The sequence below is a fragment of the Haematobacter genomosp. 1 genome, from assembly GCF_002196855.1.
GTDB lineage: Bacteria > Pseudomonadota > Alphaproteobacteria > Rhodobacterales > Rhodobacteraceae > Haematobacter.
Map to the genome: position 1 here is coordinate 52,046 of NZ_NIPW01000024.1, position 17,282 is coordinate 69,327.

At 66.9% G+C, this 17,282-nt stretch carries 17 protein-coding genes and 1 tRNA gene; 7 read left to right on the forward strand and 11 right to left on the reverse strand.

What is annotated here, in order from left to right:
• Positions 1–90 precede the first annotated feature (90 nt).
• Together rnr and dapE are read right to left on the reverse strand one after the other, a co-directional pair.
• The gene (gene rnr, locus CDV49_RS12435) at positions 91–2,373 is read right to left on the reverse strand and encodes a ribonuclease R (protein WP_088215754.1); all 2,283 of its coding nucleotides are present in this window, start codon (positions 2,371–2,373) and stop codon (positions 91–93) included.
• 95 nt (positions 2,374–2,468) lie between these two features.
• Positions 2,469–3,605, reverse strand: a complete 1,137-nt coding sequence (gene dapE, locus CDV49_RS12440) for a succinyl-diaminopimelate desuccinylase (RefSeq protein ID WP_088215755.1) — start codon at positions 3,603–3,605, stop codon at positions 2,469–2,471.
• Positions 3,606–4,227: 622 nt separating this feature from the next.
• On the opposite strand from dapE, the gene cysQ reads away from it, so the two are divergent.
• The 3 genes from cysQ (at position 4,228) to galU (ending at position 6,904) form a co-directional block, all read left to right on the forward strand.
• Complete coding sequence (gene cysQ, locus CDV49_RS12445; protein WP_088215756.1) at positions 4,228–5,022, forward strand: 3'(2'),5'-bisphosphate nucleotidase CysQ; 795 nt, start codon at positions 4,228–4,230, stop codon at positions 5,020–5,022.
• A gap of 7 nt (positions 5,023–5,029) precedes the next feature.
• A complete protein-coding gene (locus CDV49_RS12450) occupies positions 5,030–5,842 on the forward strand; it encodes a 3-deoxy-manno-octulosonate cytidylyltransferase (protein ID WP_088215757.1) in 813 nt (270 codons plus the stop codon).
• Between the two features lie 168 nt (positions 5,843–6,010).
• Positions 6,011–6,904 carry a UTP--glucose-1-phosphate uridylyltransferase GalU gene (galU, locus tag CDV49_RS12455; protein WP_088215758.1) on the forward strand — a complete coding sequence of 298 codons (894 nt, stop codon included), beginning with the start codon at positions 6,011–6,013 and terminating at the stop codon, positions 6,902–6,904.
• Positions 6,905–7,055: 151 nt separating this feature from the next.
• On the opposite strand, the gene CDV49_RS12460 is transcribed toward galU, so the two are convergent.
• The 9 genes from CDV49_RS12460 to CDV49_RS12500 all read right to left on the reverse strand — a co-directional run bounded on the left by CDV49_RS12460 (position 7,056) and on the right by CDV49_RS12500 (position 13,219).
• Complete coding sequence (locus tag CDV49_RS12460; protein ID WP_035742686.1) at positions 7,056–7,520, reverse strand: PTS sugar transporter subunit IIA; 465 nt, start codon at positions 7,518–7,520, stop codon at positions 7,056–7,058.
• Positions 7,521–7,556: 36 nt separating this feature from the next.
• Complete coding sequence (gene hpf, locus CDV49_RS12465; protein WP_088215759.1) at positions 7,557–8,132, reverse strand: ribosome hibernation-promoting factor, HPF/YfiA family; 576 nt, start codon at positions 8,130–8,132, stop codon at positions 7,557–7,559.
• 11 nt (positions 8,133–8,143) lie between these two features.
• Positions 8,144–9,505: an RNA polymerase factor sigma-54 gene (locus CDV49_RS12470; protein ID WP_256947336.1), complete on the reverse strand. Its 1,362-nt coding sequence runs from the start codon at positions 9,503–9,505 to the stop codon at positions 8,144–8,146.
• A gap of 16 nt (positions 9,506–9,521) precedes the next feature.
• Complete coding sequence (lptB, locus tag CDV49_RS12475; RefSeq protein ID WP_088215855.1) at positions 9,522–10,280, reverse strand: LPS export ABC transporter ATP-binding protein; 759 nt, start codon at positions 10,278–10,280, stop codon at positions 9,522–9,524.
• Between the two features lie 5 nt (positions 10,281–10,285).
• Complete coding sequence (lptA, locus tag CDV49_RS12480; protein WP_088215761.1) at positions 10,286–10,846, reverse strand: lipopolysaccharide transport periplasmic protein LptA; 561 nt, start codon at positions 10,844–10,846, stop codon at positions 10,286–10,288.
• Complete coding sequence (gene lptC, locus CDV49_RS12485) at positions 10,843–11,511, reverse strand: LPS export ABC transporter periplasmic protein LptC (protein WP_088215762.1); 669 nt, start codon at positions 11,509–11,511, stop codon at positions 10,843–10,845. The genes lptA and lptC overlap by 4 nt, the downstream gene beginning before the upstream one ends.
• 4 nt (positions 11,512–11,515) lie before the next feature.
• A complete protein-coding gene (locus CDV49_RS12490; protein ID WP_088215763.1) occupies positions 11,516–12,478 on the reverse strand; it encodes a KpsF/GutQ family sugar-phosphate isomerase in 963 nt (320 codons plus the stop codon).
• Between the two features lie 16 nt (positions 12,479–12,494).
• Complete coding sequence (locus CDV49_RS12495) at positions 12,495–13,106, reverse strand: ribonuclease D (protein WP_088215764.1); 612 nt, start codon at positions 13,104–13,106, stop codon at positions 12,495–12,497.
• Between the two features lie 28 nt (positions 13,107–13,134).
• A tRNA-Leu gene (locus CDV49_RS12500) sits at positions 13,135–13,219 on the reverse strand.
• 172 nt (positions 13,220–13,391) lie between these two features.
• Between CDV49_RS12500 and CDV49_RS12505 the strand changes: the two genes are divergently transcribed.
• The 4 genes from CDV49_RS12505 to CDV49_RS12520 all read left to right on the forward strand — a co-directional run bounded on the left by CDV49_RS12505 (position 13,392) and on the right by CDV49_RS12520 (position 17,282).
• Positions 13,392–14,378, forward strand: coding sequence for a complex I NDUFA9 subunit family protein (locus CDV49_RS12505; RefSeq protein WP_088215765.1), 987 nt, complete (start codon positions 13,392–13,394; stop codon positions 14,376–14,378).
• Between the two features lie 43 nt (positions 14,379–14,421).
• Entirely contained in the window at positions 14,422–15,225 is an 804-nt protein-coding gene (locus CDV49_RS12510) for an undecaprenyl-diphosphate phosphatase (RefSeq protein WP_088215766.1), read from the forward strand.
• Positions 15,226–15,381: 156 nt separating this feature from the next.
• Positions 15,382–16,818: an NAD(P)-dependent oxidoreductase gene (locus tag CDV49_RS12515; protein ID WP_088215767.1), complete on the forward strand. Its 1,437-nt coding sequence runs from the start codon at positions 15,382–15,384 to the stop codon at positions 16,816–16,818.
• Entirely contained in the window at positions 16,815–17,282 is a 468-nt protein-coding gene (locus CDV49_RS12520) for a GFA family protein (RefSeq protein ID WP_256947328.1), read from the forward strand. The genes CDV49_RS12515 and CDV49_RS12520 overlap by 4 nt, the downstream gene beginning before the upstream one ends.

A 17,282-nucleotide genomic window follows, 5' to 3' on the forward strand; every position in this document is an offset into this window, starting at 1 on the left:
ACCTGCTCGATATTCTTTTTGTTGCGCCGATGGTAGCAACGGAAGACCGATCTGCAAAGCGTCGCGGTGGTCGCAGGTGAAACTTTCGTCCTATCTTTCCCGCTTGCGCCGGGTGAGCTTGCGGGAGGTTGCGTCCTTGCGCGCCTTGGCCGGGCCGGGCTTGCGCCCCTTGGGCGCCCCCGTGCGCCGCCCGCCGGGACGGCCCCCCGCCCGCGGGCCGCGCGGCAGCTCGTTGTCCTCCAGCGTCAGCAGGTCCAGCACCAGCCCGCCGGTCACTGGCACGGCCTCCGCCAGCCGGACGGTGACGCGCTGCCCGAGCGAGAGCGTGAGGCCGGTCTGATCGCCCATCAGCGTCTGGCTGTCGGCGTCGAAATGGAAATACTCATGCCCCAGCGCGCGGATGGGGATCAGCCCGTCCGCCCCTGTCTCATCCAGTCGGACGAAGACGCCGAAACGGGTGATGCCGGCGATGCGGCCCGCGAATTCATTGCCCACCCGCTCGGACAGATAGGCGGCAAGGTAGCGGTCCGTCGTGTCCCGCTCCGCCGCCATGGAGCGGCGCTCCGTCTCCGAGATATGCTCCGCCGTGGCCTCCAGCCCCTCGATATCGGCGGGGGTCAGACCGTCCTTCCCCCAGCCATGGGCCGAGATCAGCGCGCGATGGACGATGAGGTCGGAATAGCGCCGGATCGGCGAGGTGAAATGCGCGTAGGACCGCAGCGCCAGCCCGAAATGGCCGAAATTCTCCGGGTGGTAATAGGCCTGCGTCATCGACCGGAGGGTGGAGATGTTCAGAAGCTGGTCGAACGAAGTCCCCTCCGCCTGTGCGAGCAGGTTGTTGAGATGCCGGGTCTGAAGCACCTGTCCCTTGGCCAGCGTGAAGCCGGAAGCCTCCGCCACTTCGCGGAGCGCGTCGAGCTTCTCGGGCGAAGGCTCCTCGTGCACGCGGAACAGCAGGGGACGGCGGCGCTGGATCAATTCCTCCGCCGCGGCGACATTGGCGAGGATCATGAACTCCTCGATGAGCTTGTGCGCGTCCAGCCGGTCCCGGAAGGCGACGGAGGCGACGCGGCCGTCTTCCGTCAGGATGATCCGCCGCTCCGGCAGGTCGAGGTCCAGCGGCTGACGGCGCGCCCGCGCGGCGCTGGCGGCGGCATAGGCGGCGTAAAGCGGGCGGATCACGCGGTCCAGCAGCGGTTCCGCCTGTGCATCAGGCGCCCCGTCCTGAGCGGCCTGCACCTGCTCATAGGTCAGCGACGCGGCGGAGCGCATGAAGCCCCGCACGAAACGGTGGCTGATCTTGTTGCCCTCCGCGTCGAGCCGCATGCGAACGGCGATGCAGGGGCGCGCAACCCCTTCGTGGAGCGAGCAGAGGTCGCCCGACAGCCTGTCCGGCAGCATGGGCACCACGCGGTCGGGGAAGTAGGTGGAATTGCCGCGCTCCCGCGCCTCACGGTCCAGCGCGGAGCCGGGTTTCACGTAATGCGCCACATCCGCGATGGCTACCCAGACGATATGGCCGCCGGGGTTGCCTTCATCGCTGTCCGGCTCCGCATAGACCGCATCGTCATGGTCGCGGGCATCGGCGGGGTCGATGGTGACGAGGGGGATGTCGCGCAGATCGTCCCGGCCGCGCGCGGTCGCGGGTTTCATCGCATCGGCCTCGGCGATCACGCTGTCGGGGAAGGCGTCGCGGATGCCGTGCTGATGGATCGCGATGAGCGAGACGGCCTTCGGAGCCGAGGGGTCGCCGAGCCGTTCGATGACGCGCGCCTGCGGCAGACCCATGCGGGCGCGGTGGCCAAGCTGTTCGGCCTCCACCAGCTCGCCATCCTGTGCGCCCTGCGTGGCGGTTGCGGCCACGCGCCAGTCGCGGTCGGCGCCCTTGTCGATGGGCACGATGCGCCCGCCCTCCGTTTCCTTGCGGAAGACGCCGAGGATGCGGCGCGGGTTGCTGCCGATCTTGCGGATCAGGCGGGCCTCGTAATGATGGTCCTCCGCCCCTGCCTCCACCACGCGGGCAAGGATGCGGTCGCCGGGGCCGATCGCGGGATCGGTCTTGCGCAGCACCATGAGGATGCGCGGCTCCGGCCCGTCGCCCTGCCATTCCAGCGCTCGGGCGAAAAGGTCGCCGTTGCCGTCGGGCTTCAGCACCTCCAGAACGGAGACCGGGGGCAGCTTCTCCGCATCGCGGTAGCGGCTCCGTTTCCGCTCGAGCTGCCCTTCCGTCTCCAGCTCTTTCAGGATGCGTTTCAGCTCGACCCGCTGATCGCCCTTCACGTTGAAGGCTTTCGCGATGTCGCGCTTGGCCGAAAGGCCGGGATGTGCGGCGATCCACTCAAGGATCTGGGATTTGGAGGGCAGCGGGTTCATGCACACGCCCTACCACAGGCTGCGGGTCCGGTCATCCGGGAAACCGGCGGCGGGGGCGGCGGGTTTGCCGCATTTTCACGGCTCCCGCAGAAGCCTCAGGCGAAATAGTCCCGCAGGATGCGGGCATAGATCGCCTTCAGGCCCAGGATCTGCGCGATCTCCACCCGTTCGTCCACCTGGTGCATCGTCTTGCCGACTAGCCCGAATTCCACCACGGGGCAATGGCGGCGCACGAAACGCGCGTCCGACGTGCCCCCGGTGGTGGAGAGCGCGGGGGTGATGCCCGTCTCCGCCTCCACCGCGCGGGCAATGAGGCCGGAGAGCGGACCGGGCGGCGTCAGGAAGGCTTCTCCCGAGACCTTGGTGCGCATCCCGAAGGTGATGCCGGTTTCCGCTGTCACCCGGTCGGCCTCCTGCCGGATCCAGTCGGTGAGGCTTTGCGAGCTGTGGGTGTCGTTGAAGCGGATGTTGACCGTCGCCCGCGCCTCGGCCGGGATCACGTTGGTGGCCTTGTTGCCCGTATCCACGGTGGTGATGGCGAGGGTGGAGGCGTCGAAATGATCGGTTCCGGTATCGAGCCTGTGGCTCGCCAGCCGGTCGAGCAGCCGGACGAGGCCGGTCAGCGGGTTCCTCGCGCGGTGCGGATAGGCGGAATGGCCCTGCACGCCCTCTGCGGTCAGAAAGGCGCTCATGGAACCCCTCCGTCCGATCTTCATCATGTCGCCCAGCCGCTCCGGGCAGGTGGGCTCGCCGACGAGGCAGACATCCATCCGCTCGCCCTGCGCCTCCATCCAGTCGAGGATCGCGGTGGTCCCGTCCACGCCGTCGCCTTCCTCGTCCCCCGTCAGCGTGATGACGATGGAGCCGTCGGGCGGCGTCTCCTGCACGAAGTCGATGGCCGCTGCGACGAAGGCGGCGACGCCCGATTTCATGTCGGTCGCGCCGCGTCCCCAGATCTCCGGGCCGACCACTTCCCCCCCGAAGGGGTCATGGCTCCAGCCTTCGCCTGCGGGGACCACGTCGGTATGCCCGTTGAAGCCGAAGCTCCGCCCGTTTCCGCTCTTGCCCCAGCGGGCGAACAGGTTGGCGATGCCGTTACGGTCCACCCGTGTGCAGGCGAACCCGGCCTCCGTCAGCACCCGTTCCATGAGGAGGAGCGCGCCGCCTTCCTCCGGAGTGACGGAGGGGCAGCGGATCAGTTCGGCGGTGAGGGCTACGGGATCTGTGGGCATGGGCGACCTCCTGCTGTCGGAAGAGGGAGTAGCGCGCCCGGGGCCGGGTGGGCAATGCTTCCCGCGCCTGTCGCGGTCCTGTCGCGGTCTTGTCGGGGCCGACTGTATGGCCGCCCTTCTCTCCGCCCGTCTTTGCTGGCCGTCCTTGCTGCCTGCTGGACCCGCCCGTCTGCCCCCGTCTTCGCGGCCCTCCTGTCGGGTCCGAGCGTCTGGCATCACCACGCTCAGCGCGCGGTCATCCGCCCAGCCGACCGTCATTTCGGCAAGACGCCCTTCGCCAGCGCCGTGGAGCACGTCCGGCGTCTGCGCGCCGCGCCGCGCCGCGTCATCGGCACCTGACATTCCGGGTCGCCGAGAAGGAGGTTGTAGTCCACTGAAGGCGCACCCGACTGTTCCTGACATCAACCCGGCATGGATGACGCCCTGAAACGGCGTGCCACGCCGCCCCATCTCCGGCCCGCCTGCCGGTTTGCTCCCGCGACACTGACCCTATGAGGGGGCAGGGCGCGCTGCCGTGTCTCCTTGTGTTTGCTGGCGTTTTTTCGCAGGACTTCGTCATCTGCCTGCTTGCCCCGCATGGCTCCGCGGCGCTATCAGACGCGGAGCGGAGGAGTGAGACGCCATGGACTTCGACCTGATCGAGCGTGTCTTTCGCGACCTTGCCCTTGCGGCGGGGCGGGAGATCCTCGCGATCTATGACAGCGGGACGCTCGGCACACGGGCCAAGGCCGACGAGAGTCCGGTAACGCTGGCCGATCTCGCCGCCGACCGTGTGATCTCCGAAGGGCTGCGCGCTGCCTTCCCGGAGCTGCCGCTGGTGACGGAGGAGCAGGCCGCGACCCACGCAGCGCAGGCGCGGACCTTCCTCATCGTCGATCCGCTGGACGGGACAAAGGAATTCGTGCGCAGGCGGGCGGATTTCACCGTGAACATCGCTCTGGTGGAGGAGGGCCGGCCCGTTCGCGGCGTGGTCTATGCCCCGGCGCGGGAGCGGCTCTTCTACACCGACGCCGCAGGCCGCGCGGTGGAGGAGAAGGGGCCGTTCGGCCCGCGCCCTGGCCCGCTCCGCCGGCTGCAGGTGCGCAGGCCCGACAATGACGCGCTGATCGTCGTCGCCTCCAAGTCCCACAGGGATGCGGCGACGGAGGAGTATATCGCGCGCTACAGGGTTGCCGCGTCGGAGGCCGCGGGGTCTTCGCTGAAATTCTGCCTCGTCGCGGCGGGGGAGGCGGATCTCTATCCGCGGCTCGGCCCGACGATGGAATGGGATACGGCGGCGGGGGATGCCGTTCTCCGTGCCGCGGGGGGGGAGGTGGCGCGTCTCGACGACCTCTCTCCGCTGACATATGGCAAGCCGGCGTTTCGCAATCCGACCTTTGTCGCCTACGCTCCGGGCGTCGCCCTCCTTCCAGCCTGAGGTGTCCATGAAGACGCTCATCGTCATTCCAGCCCGCTACGCCTCCACCCGCTATCCGGGAAAGCCGCTTGTCCCGCTGACTGGGCCGGACGGGGTGCCCCGCACGCTGATCCAGCGGTCATGGGAGGCGGCAATCGCTGTGGGCGGCATCGACCGGGTGGTGGTCGCCACGGATGACGACCGGATCAGCGCAGCGGCGGAGGCCTTCGGAGCGGAGGTCGTGATGACCCCCGATACCTGCCGGAACGGCACCGAACGCTGCGCTGCGGCACATGCGGCGCTGGGCGGTGGCTACGACATCGTCGTCAACCTGCAGGGGGATGCGCCGCTCACACCCCATTGGTTTGTGGAAGACCTGATCGCCGGTCTGAAACAGGCGCCGGAGGCGGAGATCGCGACACCGGTCCTGCGCTGCGATGGCGCGATGCTGGAAGGGCTGCTGGCCGATCGCCGCGCGGGCCGGGTGGGCGGCACGACCGCGGTCTTTGGCGCGGGGGGGAGGGGGCTCTACTTCTCCAAGGAGGTGATTCCCTTTACCTCTCAAGCCTATGAGCCGCAGGACGCGACTCCGGTCTTTCACCATGTGGGCGTCTATGCCTATCGGCCTGAGGCGCTGGCGGCCTATCCCGGCTGGGAGATCGGCGCGCTGGAGACGCTCGAAGGGCTGGAGCAGCTCCGGTTTCTGGAGAACGGCCGTGCGGTGCTTTGCGTCGAGGTGGCGGCGCGCGGGATGGAGTTCTGGGAGCTCAACAACCCGGAGGATGTTGCCAAGATAGAAGCGATGCTGGCCCGGCGGACGGGAGTTGTCCGTGCAGGATAGGCAACATCTTGCCTAAATTGTCAGCAACTTTTGTGGCAAAGCGGCGTTTGGATGCTACTATCTTTCCGCGCATGCATAACTGCGTCGTCCCGTCACAGAATGCGCTATAGTGTTGGTGTAGTCGCGTCGGAATTGGCCGGCGCTGAACGCCACAGTTCGGAGACCCGAATGAAGACCAAGGTTACCAAGGCCATTTTCCCCGTCGCGGGCTTGGGAACGCGGTTCCTCCCCGCGACCAAATCCGTGCCGAAGGAGATCATGACCCTCGTTGATCGTCCGCTGATCCAGTATGCGATCGACGAGGCGCGGGCCGCGGGGATTGAAGAGTTCATTTTTGTCACCTCCAAGGGCAAGAGCGCGCTCGAGGACTACTTCGACAACGCGCCCGAGCTTGAGAATTCGCTCCGCAAGTCGGGCAAGACCGACCTGCTGGAAATCCTTCAGTCCACCTACATGGATTCCGGTGAGATCGCCTATATCCGCCAGCACAAGGCGCTCGGCCTCGGCCATGCGGTGTGGTGCGCGCGCAACCTCGTCGGCGATGAACCCTTCGCGGTTATCCTGCCCGATGACGTGATCGCGGCGGAGCGGCCCTGCCTGCAGCAGATGGTGGAAGCCTATGCCGAAACCGGCGGCAACATCGTCGCGGCGATGGAAGTGCTGCCTGAAAAGGCATCCTCCTACGGCGTGCTCGACATCGCCGATGACATGGGCTCGCTGGTAAGGGCGAAGGGCATGGTGGAGAAGCCTAAGAAGGGGGAGGCTCCGTCGAACCTCGCCGTGATCGGCCGCTACATCCTGCAACCCAAGGTCATGCAGCATCTCAACGAGAAGAAGGAAGGCGCGGGCGGGGAAATTCAGCTCACCGATGCCATTGCCCGCGAGATCACCGAATCCGGCAACGTCTATGGTTTCCGCTTCCGTGGCCAGCGGTTCGATTGCGGCTCCAAGGCGGGCTTCCTTCAGGCCACCGTCGCATTCGGGCTGGCCCGGGAAGAGCTGCATGACGAATTCGCCGATTATCTGAACGAGATCGTTCCGGTCCAGAAGGCGGCACAGTAAGCGGCGGGGTTGCCGCACCGATCTGTCGCGGCTCCCGAAACCTTCCCGGCACCGGACCCGGGAGCCCAAAACAAAAGGCCGCTCGGAAAGAGCGGCCTTTTCATTGTTTCCAGCGAGTTTGCACTGAGGCGCGGGCCTCTTCCCCGAGGCGTCAGCCGGCTGCGACCGGGCGTGCTTCGGTCAGGATCGCGTGCAGCTTGGCCGGATCCACATTGGCGCGGAGCTTGGCGCAGATCTGCGGGTCGCGCATCGTGCGGGATACCAGGGCCAGCGCCTTCAGATGCTCGACCCCGCTGTCCTTCGGGGCAAAGAGCGCGAAGATCAGGTCCACAGGCTGCCGGTCCACCGCGTCGAAATCCAGCGGTTTCTCCAGCCGGACGAAAGCGCCGACCACCCTGTCCACCCCGTCGAGCCGGGCATGGGGCAGGGCAATGCCGTGACCCACGCCCGTCGGGCCAAGGCTTTCCCGCTCCTGCAACGCGTCGGTCGCAGACGCGGCGTCCAGATCATAGGCCGCCGCGGCGATTTCGCCGAGTTCCTGAAACAAGCGCTTCTTGCTTGTCAGATGACCGATGACCTTGACGGCCCCGGGCTTGAGAAGGCTCGATATATCCATGGAGCTCTTTCGTCCGGCGCCGCCGGTCAGGCAGCGCTACCTCGTGTTACGCGGGTCGATCCAGCCGATATTCCCGTCATCGCGACGATATACAACGTTCACGCCGCCGTGTCCTTCATTTCGAAAGACCAGAAGAGACGATCCCGCCAGTTCCATCTGCATCACCGCCTCGCCCACGGATACGGAGGGTATGCGCGCCTCCATCTCCGCGATGATCATCGGTTGCAGCGTATCGGGTTCGACATCCTCGGGTCCGTCACTCGCGGCGAGGATATACGAGGAACCCCCGTCAAAGACAACCGGCTGCGCGCGGTTCCTCTGATGCGCCTTCAGGCGGCGGCGATAACGGCGAAGCTGCTTTTCCATCTTCTCCGTGCAGGCTGCGCAGGCGGCATAGATTTCCGTCGCCGTTCCCTTGGCCTGAATGGACAGGCCGCTGGGAAGGTGGAGCGTCGCCTCGCAGGCGAACTCATAGGAATTGCGGGAGAATGTGACGAGGGCATCCGTCGGCTCCTGCGCATATTTGAGCGCAAGGGCGTCGATCTCCGTCCGCACATGCGTCTGGAGTGCTTCGCCGATGTCGAGCTGCTTGCCGCTGATCTGATAGCGCATGGTCTCTCCTTTCAGGCTCCAGAGGGAAACCCGCGCGCGCCGCGCCGGTTCATTTCCCCGTGGTCGTTACCCCGGTCCCCGTCACTCTCCTCCATCCGGGTCAGGCGCACCGAACGGCGGCGCTGCGCTGAGGACGGTATCCGCATGCTCTCGCGGTATTTGGCGACGGTTCGCCGGGAAATGTCAACGCCGCGACCCCGGAGAAGGTCGCACAGCATGGCGTCGGAAAGGGGGGTCTGGGGCGGTTCTGCGGCGATCAGACGCAGGAGGTGCTGCCGGACGGCGGCGCTCGACACAGATGTGCTTTCAGCGCCCTCCGTGGCGGGAAGCGCGCTGGAGAAGAACATGGAGAGCGGCAGCAACCGGCCTCCGAAGATCAGCGACTTGGCGGTGATCGCCCGCCCGAGCGTGGAGGGGTGCAGGGCCAGTTCTTCCGCCAGCGTCGTCCGTGTAAGGGGCCGGAGCGCGTCGGGACCGGAATGAAAGAAGTCGGCCTGCCGGGCAAGGATCGCTTTCCCGATGCGGAGCAGCGTGGCCTGCCGCCACTCCACCGCGGCGATCAGCGCGCGCGCCTGCGCGAGCCGCGCCTCGACGCTCTCCCCGCCGCGAAGCGCCTGCACAAGCCGCGCGTCGAGCGACAGGGTGAACGACCGTGCCCGCTCCACGAGAAGGCTTCCGTCGTTCTGGCGCACGATGCGCAGGTCCGGCAGTGCAGGCCCCGAAGGCGCTGGCGACGCTTCCCCGACCGGGGCGTTCGGCAGGCGCCGCAGAAGGGCACGGATCCGTTTCAGGAGCGGCGGGGGCAGATCGGGGAGGGACGGGAGCGCGCGTCGCTGGCGGAGACGTCCCGCAGGCGTGGCGACAAGCGCGGCTATGCGATGGGCGGTCGGCTGGTCGATTCCGTCTTCTTCCAGCCGCGCGGCGAGGAATTCCGCGAAACTGCGGGAGCCGACCCCTGTCGGCTCACAGGTCTTCAGCACGGTCACCGCTGCTTCGGCGAGGTCTGCGGATTGTCCGGCCGCTGCCAGCAGGGCTCTGGCCTCTCCCTCCAGATAGCCGTCCGGCCCGACATGGGCGGCCAGCGTCAATGCCGCGCGCGAGAGTGTCGGGGGCAGCGCCTTCATGCTGATCTGCGCCGTCAGCTCTTCCGTCAAAGGGCGTACCGCCGCCACGGTGCCGAGCGCGAGATCATAGAGGGCGCCACCGCTTTCCTGCCGGCGGGCGCGGAACCTCAGGAAGGGGTTCTCTGCCGCTTCCGCTGCCAGCGTCTCCATCAGCCCCAGAGCGGGCAGCGCGAGCAGGCCGATCGACTGACGCAGTGCCGGCGTCAGCGCGAGCCGTTGCTGGTGTTTCAGGCCGAGCCTGGGTGTCACGGCCAAGTCTGCCCCCTCAGCTGTAGGTGAAGGCCTCCCCGAGATAGACGCGTCGCACGTCGGGGTTGCTGACCACCTCTGCCGCCGTGCCGCTCATCAGCACGGTTCCATCATGGAGGATATAGGCGCGATCGACGATTTCCAGTGTCTCGCGTACGTTATGGTCGGTGATGAGCACGCCGATGCCCCGCGCGCTCAGATCCTTCACCAGATCCCGGATATCGGAAATGGAGATCGGATCGACCCCAGCGAAGGGTTCGTCCAGCAGCAGGTAACGGGGATTGGCCGCGAGGCTCCGCGCGATCTCCACCCGCCGACGCTCCCCACCCGACAGGGCGAGCGCGGGCGAATTGCGCAGATGGGTGATGGAGAATTCCGAGAGCAGCTCCTCCAGCCGTTCGCGGCGGCGGTGGCGGTGCTTCTCCGAGATCTCCAGAATGGCGAGGATGTTGTCCTCCACCGACAGGCCGCGGAAGATCGACATCTCCTGCGGCAGATAACCGATGCCAAGCCGCGCGCGGCGATACATCGGCAGGCCGGAGGCATCCCGCCCGTCGATGATGACCTCGCCCCCGTCGGCCATGACCAGACCGGCGATGGCGTAGAAACAGGTGGTCTTGCCGGAGCCGTTCGGACCGAGCAGCCCGACCACCTCCCCGCGGGCGAGGTGGAGGGAAACATCGCGGATGATCGTGCGCTTGCCATAGCTCTTGCGCAGGCCACGCACGACAAGTCCGCTGGGCGAGGCCGGCTGCGGCGGTGTGGGGCGGGGCATCCGCATCAGCGGTTGCTCCGGCCGGATGAGGGGCGGGATGGGGTGCCGGGCGGGTTGCCGGACTGGATGACGGTGCGGACGCGCCCCTCCATCCGGCCCGTGCCGCTGCCCACATTGACGACGAGACGCTGGCCGGTGATCGTGCTTCCCGCCTGCGTGACGACGACGCTGCCGGTCATGACGATCTGGTCCTCAGCCATGGTATAGACGGCCTCCGCCCCCTGAACGCCAAGGTCGCCGGAGGCGATGAGCACGTTGCCGGTCGCGTGGATGGTGGAAATACCGCCCTCCGCCCCGTCCGCTCCCGCGGCATAGGTCGCCTCCACCCGGTCGGCGCTCATCCGCGTGGTGCCCTGCGTCACCACCACATCGCCGGTAAAGACCGCAGTGCCCTTGGCCTGATCCACCTCGAGCTGGTTGGAGGTGATCTCCACCGGCTGGCCCGGATCCTGCTTCATCTCGTTGAACTGGAGGCCCACGCCCTGCGCGAGGACGGGCTGGCTCAGGAGAGGGGCGAGCGGGAGGAGCAGTAACGCGCCGAGAGCCGCGCGCAGGACAAGGGTCATGGGGTCTTCCTCTCCTCGGGAGCCTTTGGCTGATACACTATCCGCACGCCTTCGGTGAAAACCAGCCGGTAGTTTTCGCCTCCGCCGTCTCCCCCGGTTTTCTGGCGGAAGACCTGCATCGCCCCGGCCTGCAGCGTGCCGAGCGGGCCGCGCCCGTCCACGGGGCCGGTGGCGTCGAGCTGGCCCACGTCAAGAAGCGCCGTGACGGTGGGGGCATGCATCTCGTATCCGTCGGACCGGTTGACATCCACGCCGCCGCTCAGCCGGAGGGTCTTGGCGCCTGTATCGACGATCCCCGTCGGGGCGGTCACGACAGTCTCCGCGCCGCCCGGTTCCTCCAGCCGCGCGAGCACGTTTTCCGCTGTCGCATGGCCCGGATCCTCCCGGTCGGGCCGGGCGGTATAGGCGGCGATGGTGACCATCGTGCCGTCGGAGGTCATCCCGGCATAGGTCGGATTGGTGATCCGCTGATCGCGGATCAGCGCCTCCACATCCAGATTGGCCTCTGCAAAGGGAATGCCGGAATTCGGGTCGATCCGGTGGGAGATCAGGAAGATGGTCGACAGGATGCCGAGCGCCACGAGAGGCAGGATGACCTTCGCCCAGGCGACGAAGCGGGAATAGGTGATCCTGCGGGTCGCGCGGGCGGCGGCGGCCTCTGTCATTGCCTCACACCACGCCCGCGCGGAGGCAGTCCTGAATGTGGATGAGGCCCACCGGGTTGCGGCTGCCCTCCGGCTCCACTACGAAGAGCACGGTGATGCGCCGGTCCTGCATCACCGCCAGCGCGCGCTCCGCCAGCGCGTCGGGGCCGATGGTGCGGGGGGCAGGGGTCATCACCTGGTCCGCGCGCCTGTCCAGCAGTCCGGCCATGTGGCGGCGCAGGTCGCCGTCGGTGATAATGCCGGCGAGGGTGCCGTCCGCCTCCGTCACCCCGGTGACGCCGAAGCCGAGCCGGCTCATCGTCAGGAGTGCATCCGACATGGGCGCGTCGCGCGGGACGAGCGGGAGATCGGTGTGCATGAGGTCGCGCACCTTCAGCAGCCGCGCGCCGAGCTTGCCGCCGGGATGGAAGACGCGGAAATTCTCCGCCGTGAAATGCCGGTGTTCCATCAGCGCGATGGCAAGGGCATCTCCCAGTGCCAGCGTCATGGTGGTGGAGGTGGTGGGCACCAGCCCTTCGCCGCCCGCCTCCGGCGCGGGAGGAAGCAGAAGCGCCACGTCGGATTGCCGCAGCAGCGTGGACTCCGCCCGGCTCGCCACCCCGATCAGCGGAATGTCGAAGCGGCGGGTATGGGCGAGGATATCGGCCAGTTCCGGCGTCTCGCCGGAGTTGGACAGCACGAGCGCCACATCCTCCCGCGTGATCATGCCGAGGTCGCCGTGGCTGGCCTCCGCCGGATGGACGAAATGCGCCGGCGTGCCGGTGGAGGCAAGCGTCGCGGCGATCTTCCGCGCGACATGGCCGGATTTCCCCATGCCGGAGACGATCACCCGCCCGCGGGTGGCGAGTATCGTCTCCACCGCCCGCGCGAAACTGCTCCCGAGCGTATCCGCGAGCAGGACAAGCGCCTCCGCTTCGCGCAGGATCACGCGGCGGCCCGTCTGGATGAAAGTGTCGGCCTCCGTCATCTGTTGTCCTGCGAGGTCAGTGCGAGAACAGGTCGGGCTCCGCCCAGCCCTTCAGGTCGAGGATGGCGCGGGTCGGCAGGAAGTCAAAACAGGCCCGTGCCAGCTCCGTCCGGTCTTCCCGCGCGAGCCGACGGTCCAGTTCTTCCCGCAGGCGGTGCAGGTAAAGCACGTCCGATGCGGCATATTCGAGCTGCGCCTGCGTCAGTGTTTCGGCGCCCCAGTCGGACGTCTGCTGTTGCTTGGAGATGTCCACGCCCACCAGCTCGCTCACCAGATACTTCAGCCCGTGCCGGTCGGTGAAGGTGCGGATGAGCTTGGAGGCGATCTTGGTGCAGTACACCGGCGCCGTCAGCGTGCCGAACGCATTGTAGAGCGCAGCAATGTCGAACCGCCCGAAATGAAAGAGCTTCAGGACGTTCGGATCGGCCAGCATGCGCTGAAGGTTCGGGGCGCTGGTCTGCCCCTTGCCGATCTGCACCAGATGCGCCTCGCCGTTCCCCGCGGACAGCTGAACGAGGCACAGCCGATCCCGCCGGGGGTCAAGCCCCATCGTCTCCGTATCAATGGCCACGACCGGACCGAGATCAACTCCGTCCGGCAGGTCACCCTGATGAAGATGGATCGCCACGTTCTCACCTTTCCTCGCGGGGAGGGGGTGGTGCCCAGGAGAGGACTCGAACCTCCACGCCTTGCGGCACACGGACCTGAACCGTGCGCGTCTACCAATTCCGCCACCTGGGCCGGTGTCGTGGAGGGCGATGTATCGGGGCTGCGGGGGAGTGTCAACGGCCCTCGTGCGAATTTTTCGTTTCCCGTTCAGATTGCGCGGCGGTGCAGCATCCGGGGCGCGTTTGCGGCTTGTCCGGGGTGCGGTGCGGGAGTAATCAGGGGCAAGACGATGTCGGAGGCAGTCATGCAGAAGCTGGTCACGATCTATGGCGGATCCGGGTTTGTCGGGCGCTACATCGCGCAGCGGCTCGCGGCTGACGGCTGGCGCATCCGCGTGGCCGTGCGCCGCCCGAACGAGGCGCTGTTCCTGCGCTCCTATGGCTATGTGGGTCAGGTGGAGCCGGTGTTCTGCAATATCCGTGACGCCGCTTCCGTGAAGGCGGCGATGACCGGGGCGGAGGCCGTGGTCAACTGCGTCGGCATCCTGAACCGCGATGGCGCGAATACTTTCGACGCCGTGCAGGTCGAGGGCGCGGAGCGTATCGCGCGGCTTGCCGCCAAGGGCGGCGTGGCCCGTCTCGTGCACATCTCCGCGCTCGGCGCCGGGGAGGGGGGCAGCGACTATGCCCGTACGAAGGCGGAAGGCGAGGCGCGGGTGCTCGCGGCCTTCCCGGATGCGGTGATCCTGCGCCCGTCGATCATCTTCGGCAACGAGGACGCGTTCTTCAACCGCTTCGCCGCCATGTCCCGGCTTGGGCCGATCCTGCCGCTGGTGGGGGCGGAGACACGATTCCAGCCGGTCTATGTCGATGATGTGGCGCAGGCCGCCGTCATGGGTGTGACCGGGGCGGCGAAGCCGGGGGTCTATGAACTCGGCGGGCCGGAGACGGATACGCTCCGCAACATCATGAAGAAGATGCTCGGCGTGATCCACCGGCGCCGCGCCATCCTGAACATGCCTTTCTGGCTTGCGGGAGTCGTGGGGGGAGGGCTGGATCTGGGCCAGACCGTCACGGGCGGCCTGCTTGCCAATAATACCCTGACGCGGGATCAGGTCCGCAGCCTCCGCCACGACAACGTTGTGTCGGGGGAGACGATGACCTTTGAAGATCTCGGCATAACCCCCGCGCATTTCGAGGCGGTGCTTCCCGATTACCTGTGGCGCTACCGTCCGTCCGGCCAATACGACGCTATCAAGAGCAGCGCCCGTAACCTGCGTAAGACATCCTGACCGCGGGAGGGCCACAACAGGGCCGTGAAGGCCCGGAGGGACCGTGGAGCATAATACGATCGTCGCCCTGATTCTGGGCGTTCTCGAGGGGCTGACCGAGTTCATCCCCGTATCCTCGACCGGCCATCTCCTGCTTGCCGGGCATTTCCTGAATTTCCATTCCGCAGGGCGCAGTTTCGAGGTGGTGATCCAGCTTGGCGCGATCCTGGCGTTGCTGTCGGTCTATGCCGGGCGGCTGTGGCAGGTGTTCAGGGCGGCCCCGCATGACGCGGGCGCCCGGCGCACGATCCTTTCGGTGCTCATCGCCTTTCTTCCCGCCGCGGTCATCGGCGTCATGGCGCATGGCTTCATCAAGGATGTGCTGTTCGAGACGCCGATGCTGATCGCGATCATGCTGATCCTTGGCGGTTTCGTACTTCTCTGGGTGGATCGGATGAAAGTTCCGGTGCGCTATGACGACGCCGAGCGTCTGCCGGTTCACACGTCGCTGGCGATCGGGTTCTTCCAGTGTCTCGCGATGATCCCCGGAGTATCACGCTCCGGCGCGACGATCGTGGGGGCGGTGCTGCTCGGCACGTCGAAGCGCGCGGCGGCGGAGTTCTCCTTCTTCCTGTCGATGCCGACGATGATCGGCGCGGTGGCCTACGATCTCTACAAGAACCGCGATGTGCTCGATTCCTCGGCATGGAGCGAAATTGCCATCGGTTTTGTGGCGGCTTTCGTGGCGGCGCTGATCGTGGTGCGATGGTTGCTCGGCTATGTGAGCCGGCATGGCTATTCTCTGTTCGGGTGGTGGCGAATCATCGTCGGCAGCGTGGCCCTGATCGCACTTCTGATCTGGGGATAGCTGTTAGGTATGCTCTGCTGACCTATTTTGCTGCCCGAGAACCAAAATAGTTTGGCTCGCAGGGATGAAAAACGAAAATAGGTCAGTCATGCTGACTTTTATATGATCGCGAGCGGTCATATAAGGCCCGAGCCAGGATTTCGTGAGGGCCCAGCTATGGCGAAGCAGCAGATGCTCCAGTTCGTGACCGTCGGCAAGGAAATGCCGTCGAAACGTCCGCCCGAACTCCGGGCCAAGGACTTCCACGAGATTTACGGGGAGTTCTCGGACCCGAAGGCGGCGGAGCAATCCGGCCGCTGCTCGCAATGCGGCGTGCCCTATTGCCAGGCGCATTGCCCGCTCTCCAACAACATTCCCGACTGGCTCCGCATGACCGCCGAAGGGCGTCTGCAGGAGGCCTACGATCTCAGCCAGGCGACCAACACCTTCCCGGAGATCTGCGGCCGCATCTGCCCGCAGGACCGTCTGTGCGAGGGCAACTGCGTCATCGAACAGTCGGGCCACGGCACCGTCACCATCGGCTCCGTGGAGAAATACATCACCGATACCGCCTGGGAGCAGGGCTGGGTGAAGCCGATCCGTCCCGCCGTCGAGCGGGAGGAAAGCGTGGGTGTCGTCGGTGCGGGGCCTGCCGGGCTTGCCGCGGCGGACCGCCTGCGGCGCATGGGCTTCAAGGTCACGGTCTATGACAAATACGACCGTGCGGGCGGGCTGATGACCTATGGCATCCCCGGCTTCAAGCTGGAGAAGCCGGTCGTCATGCGGCGCTACGAGCAGCTCCTCGATGGCGGGGTGGAATTCGTGATGAACTGCCGCATCGGCGACGCGATGGATTTCGCGGCGCTGCGCGGCAAGCATGACGCCCTGCTGATCGCCACCGGCGTTTACAAGGCGCGCGACATCAAGGCGCCGGGCGTGGGTCTCAAGGGGATCGTGCAGGCGCTCGACTATCTCACCGCGTCCAACCGCCAGTCCTTCGGCGACATCGTGCCGGAGATCGAGTCGGGCGAGCTGAACGCCGATGGCAAGCGCGTGGTGGTGATCGGCGGCGGCGACACCGCGATGGACTGCGTGCGCACGGCGATCCGTCAGGGCGCGACCAGCGTCAAATGCCTCTATCGCCGGGACCGCGCGAACATGCCCGGTTCCCAGCGGGAGACGCAGAACGCGGAGGAGGAGGGCGTCGAGTTCGTCTGGCTCACCGCTCCGAAGGGCTTCGTGGGCGACGGCGCCGTCTCCGGCGTCATGGTGCAGCGCATGCGCCTCGGGCCGCCGGATGCGACCGGGCGGCAGATGCCGGAACTCATCGAAGGCGCGGATTACGTCGAGGATGCCGATATCGTCATCACCGCGCTCGGCTTCGAGCCGGAGGAGATCCCGACGCTCTGGAACGTGCCGGAACTGGAGGTCACGCGCTGGGGAACGGTGAAGGCCGATTTCCGCACCCATGCCACCAACCTTCCCGGTGTCTATGCCGCGGGGGATATCGTGCGGGGGGCGAGCCTTGTCGTCTGGGCGATCCGGGACGGGCGCGAGGCGGCGGATTCCATCGCCGATTACCTCAGCCAGCCGGCACGGGTGGCCGCCGAATGAGCGCCGCTGCCGGAGCCGCCGCGATGGGCGGCGTGCGCACCGGGCGCTGTCTCTGCGGCGGCGTGCAGATCTCCATCCGCAACGCGCCGGTCGCGATGGGCGCCTGCCATTGCGAGAACTGCCGCCGCTGGACGGGATCGGCGCTCATCGCGCTGACGGTGGCGCCTGCGGATATCGCCATCGTGGGGTCCGACAGGGTGACGGCCTACCGGTCCTCCGACTGGGCGACGCGGTCGTTCTGTTCGGTCTGCGGCTCCACCCTCTGGTACCGGCTCACCGTGCCCACGCCGGAGGAGGGGAGCTACGAGATCCCCGTCGGACTGCTCGATAATCCGCACGGCCTGCCGCTGACCAGCGAGATCTACATCGACCGGAAGCCCGACGGCTACGTGCTCGCGGGCGCCACCAGACAACAGACCGCCGCCGAGTTCGAGGCGTTCATCCAAGCCTCCATGAAGGAGTGA

What these genes read in the sequence shown, in the direction of transcription:
- galU (WP_088215758.1), top strand. Translation starts at nt 6,011, where the DNA reads ATGAAGACCAAGGTTACCAAGGCCATTTTCCCCGTCGCGGGCTTGGGA.
- dapE (WP_088215755.1), bottom strand. Translation starts at nt 3,605, where the DNA reads ATGCCCACAGATCCCGTAGCCCTCACCGCCGAACTGATCCGCTGCCCC.
- CDV49_RS12490 (WP_088215763.1), bottom strand. Translation starts at nt 12,478, where the DNA reads ATGACGGAGGCCGACACTTTCATCCAGACGGGCCGCCGCGTGATCCTG.
- CDV49_RS12520 (WP_256947328.1), top strand. Translation starts at nt 16,815, where the DNA reads ATGAGCGCCGCTGCCGGAGCCGCCGCGATGGGCGGCGTGCGCACCGGG.
- CDV49_RS12505 (WP_088215765.1), top strand. Translation starts at nt 13,392, where the DNA reads ATGCAGAAGCTGGTCACGATCTATGGCGGATCCGGGTTTGTCGGGCGC.
- CDV49_RS12515 (WP_088215767.1), top strand. Translation starts at nt 15,382, where the DNA reads ATGGCGAAGCAGCAGATGCTCCAGTTCGTGACCGTCGGCAAGGAAATG.
- CDV49_RS12450 (WP_088215757.1), top strand. Translation starts at nt 5,030, where the DNA reads ATGAAGACGCTCATCGTCATTCCAGCCCGCTACGCCTCCACCCGCTAT.
- rnr (WP_088215754.1), bottom strand. Translation starts at nt 2,373, where the DNA reads ATGAACCCGCTGCCCTCCAAATCCCAGATCCTTGAGTGGATCGCCGCA.
- lptC (WP_088215762.1), bottom strand. Translation starts at nt 11,511, where the DNA reads ATGACAGAGGCCGCCGCCGCCCGCGCGACCCGCAGGATCACCTATTCC.
- lptA (WP_088215761.1), bottom strand. Translation starts at nt 10,846, where the DNA reads ATGACCCTTGTCCTGCGCGCGGCTCTCGGCGCGTTACTGCTCCTCCCG.
- CDV49_RS12460 (WP_035742686.1), bottom strand. Translation starts at nt 7,520, where the DNA reads ATGGATATATCGAGCCTTCTCAAGCCCGGGGCCGTCAAGGTCATCGGT.
- cysQ (WP_088215756.1), top strand. Translation starts at nt 4,228, where the DNA reads ATGGACTTCGACCTGATCGAGCGTGTCTTTCGCGACCTTGCCCTTGCG.
- hpf (WP_088215759.1), bottom strand. Translation starts at nt 8,132, where the DNA reads ATGCGCTATCAGATCAGCGGCAAGCAGCTCGACATCGGCGAAGCACTC.
- lptB (WP_088215855.1), bottom strand. Translation starts at nt 10,280, where the DNA reads ATGCCCCGCCCCACACCGCCGCAGCCGGCCTCGCCCAGCGGACTTGTC.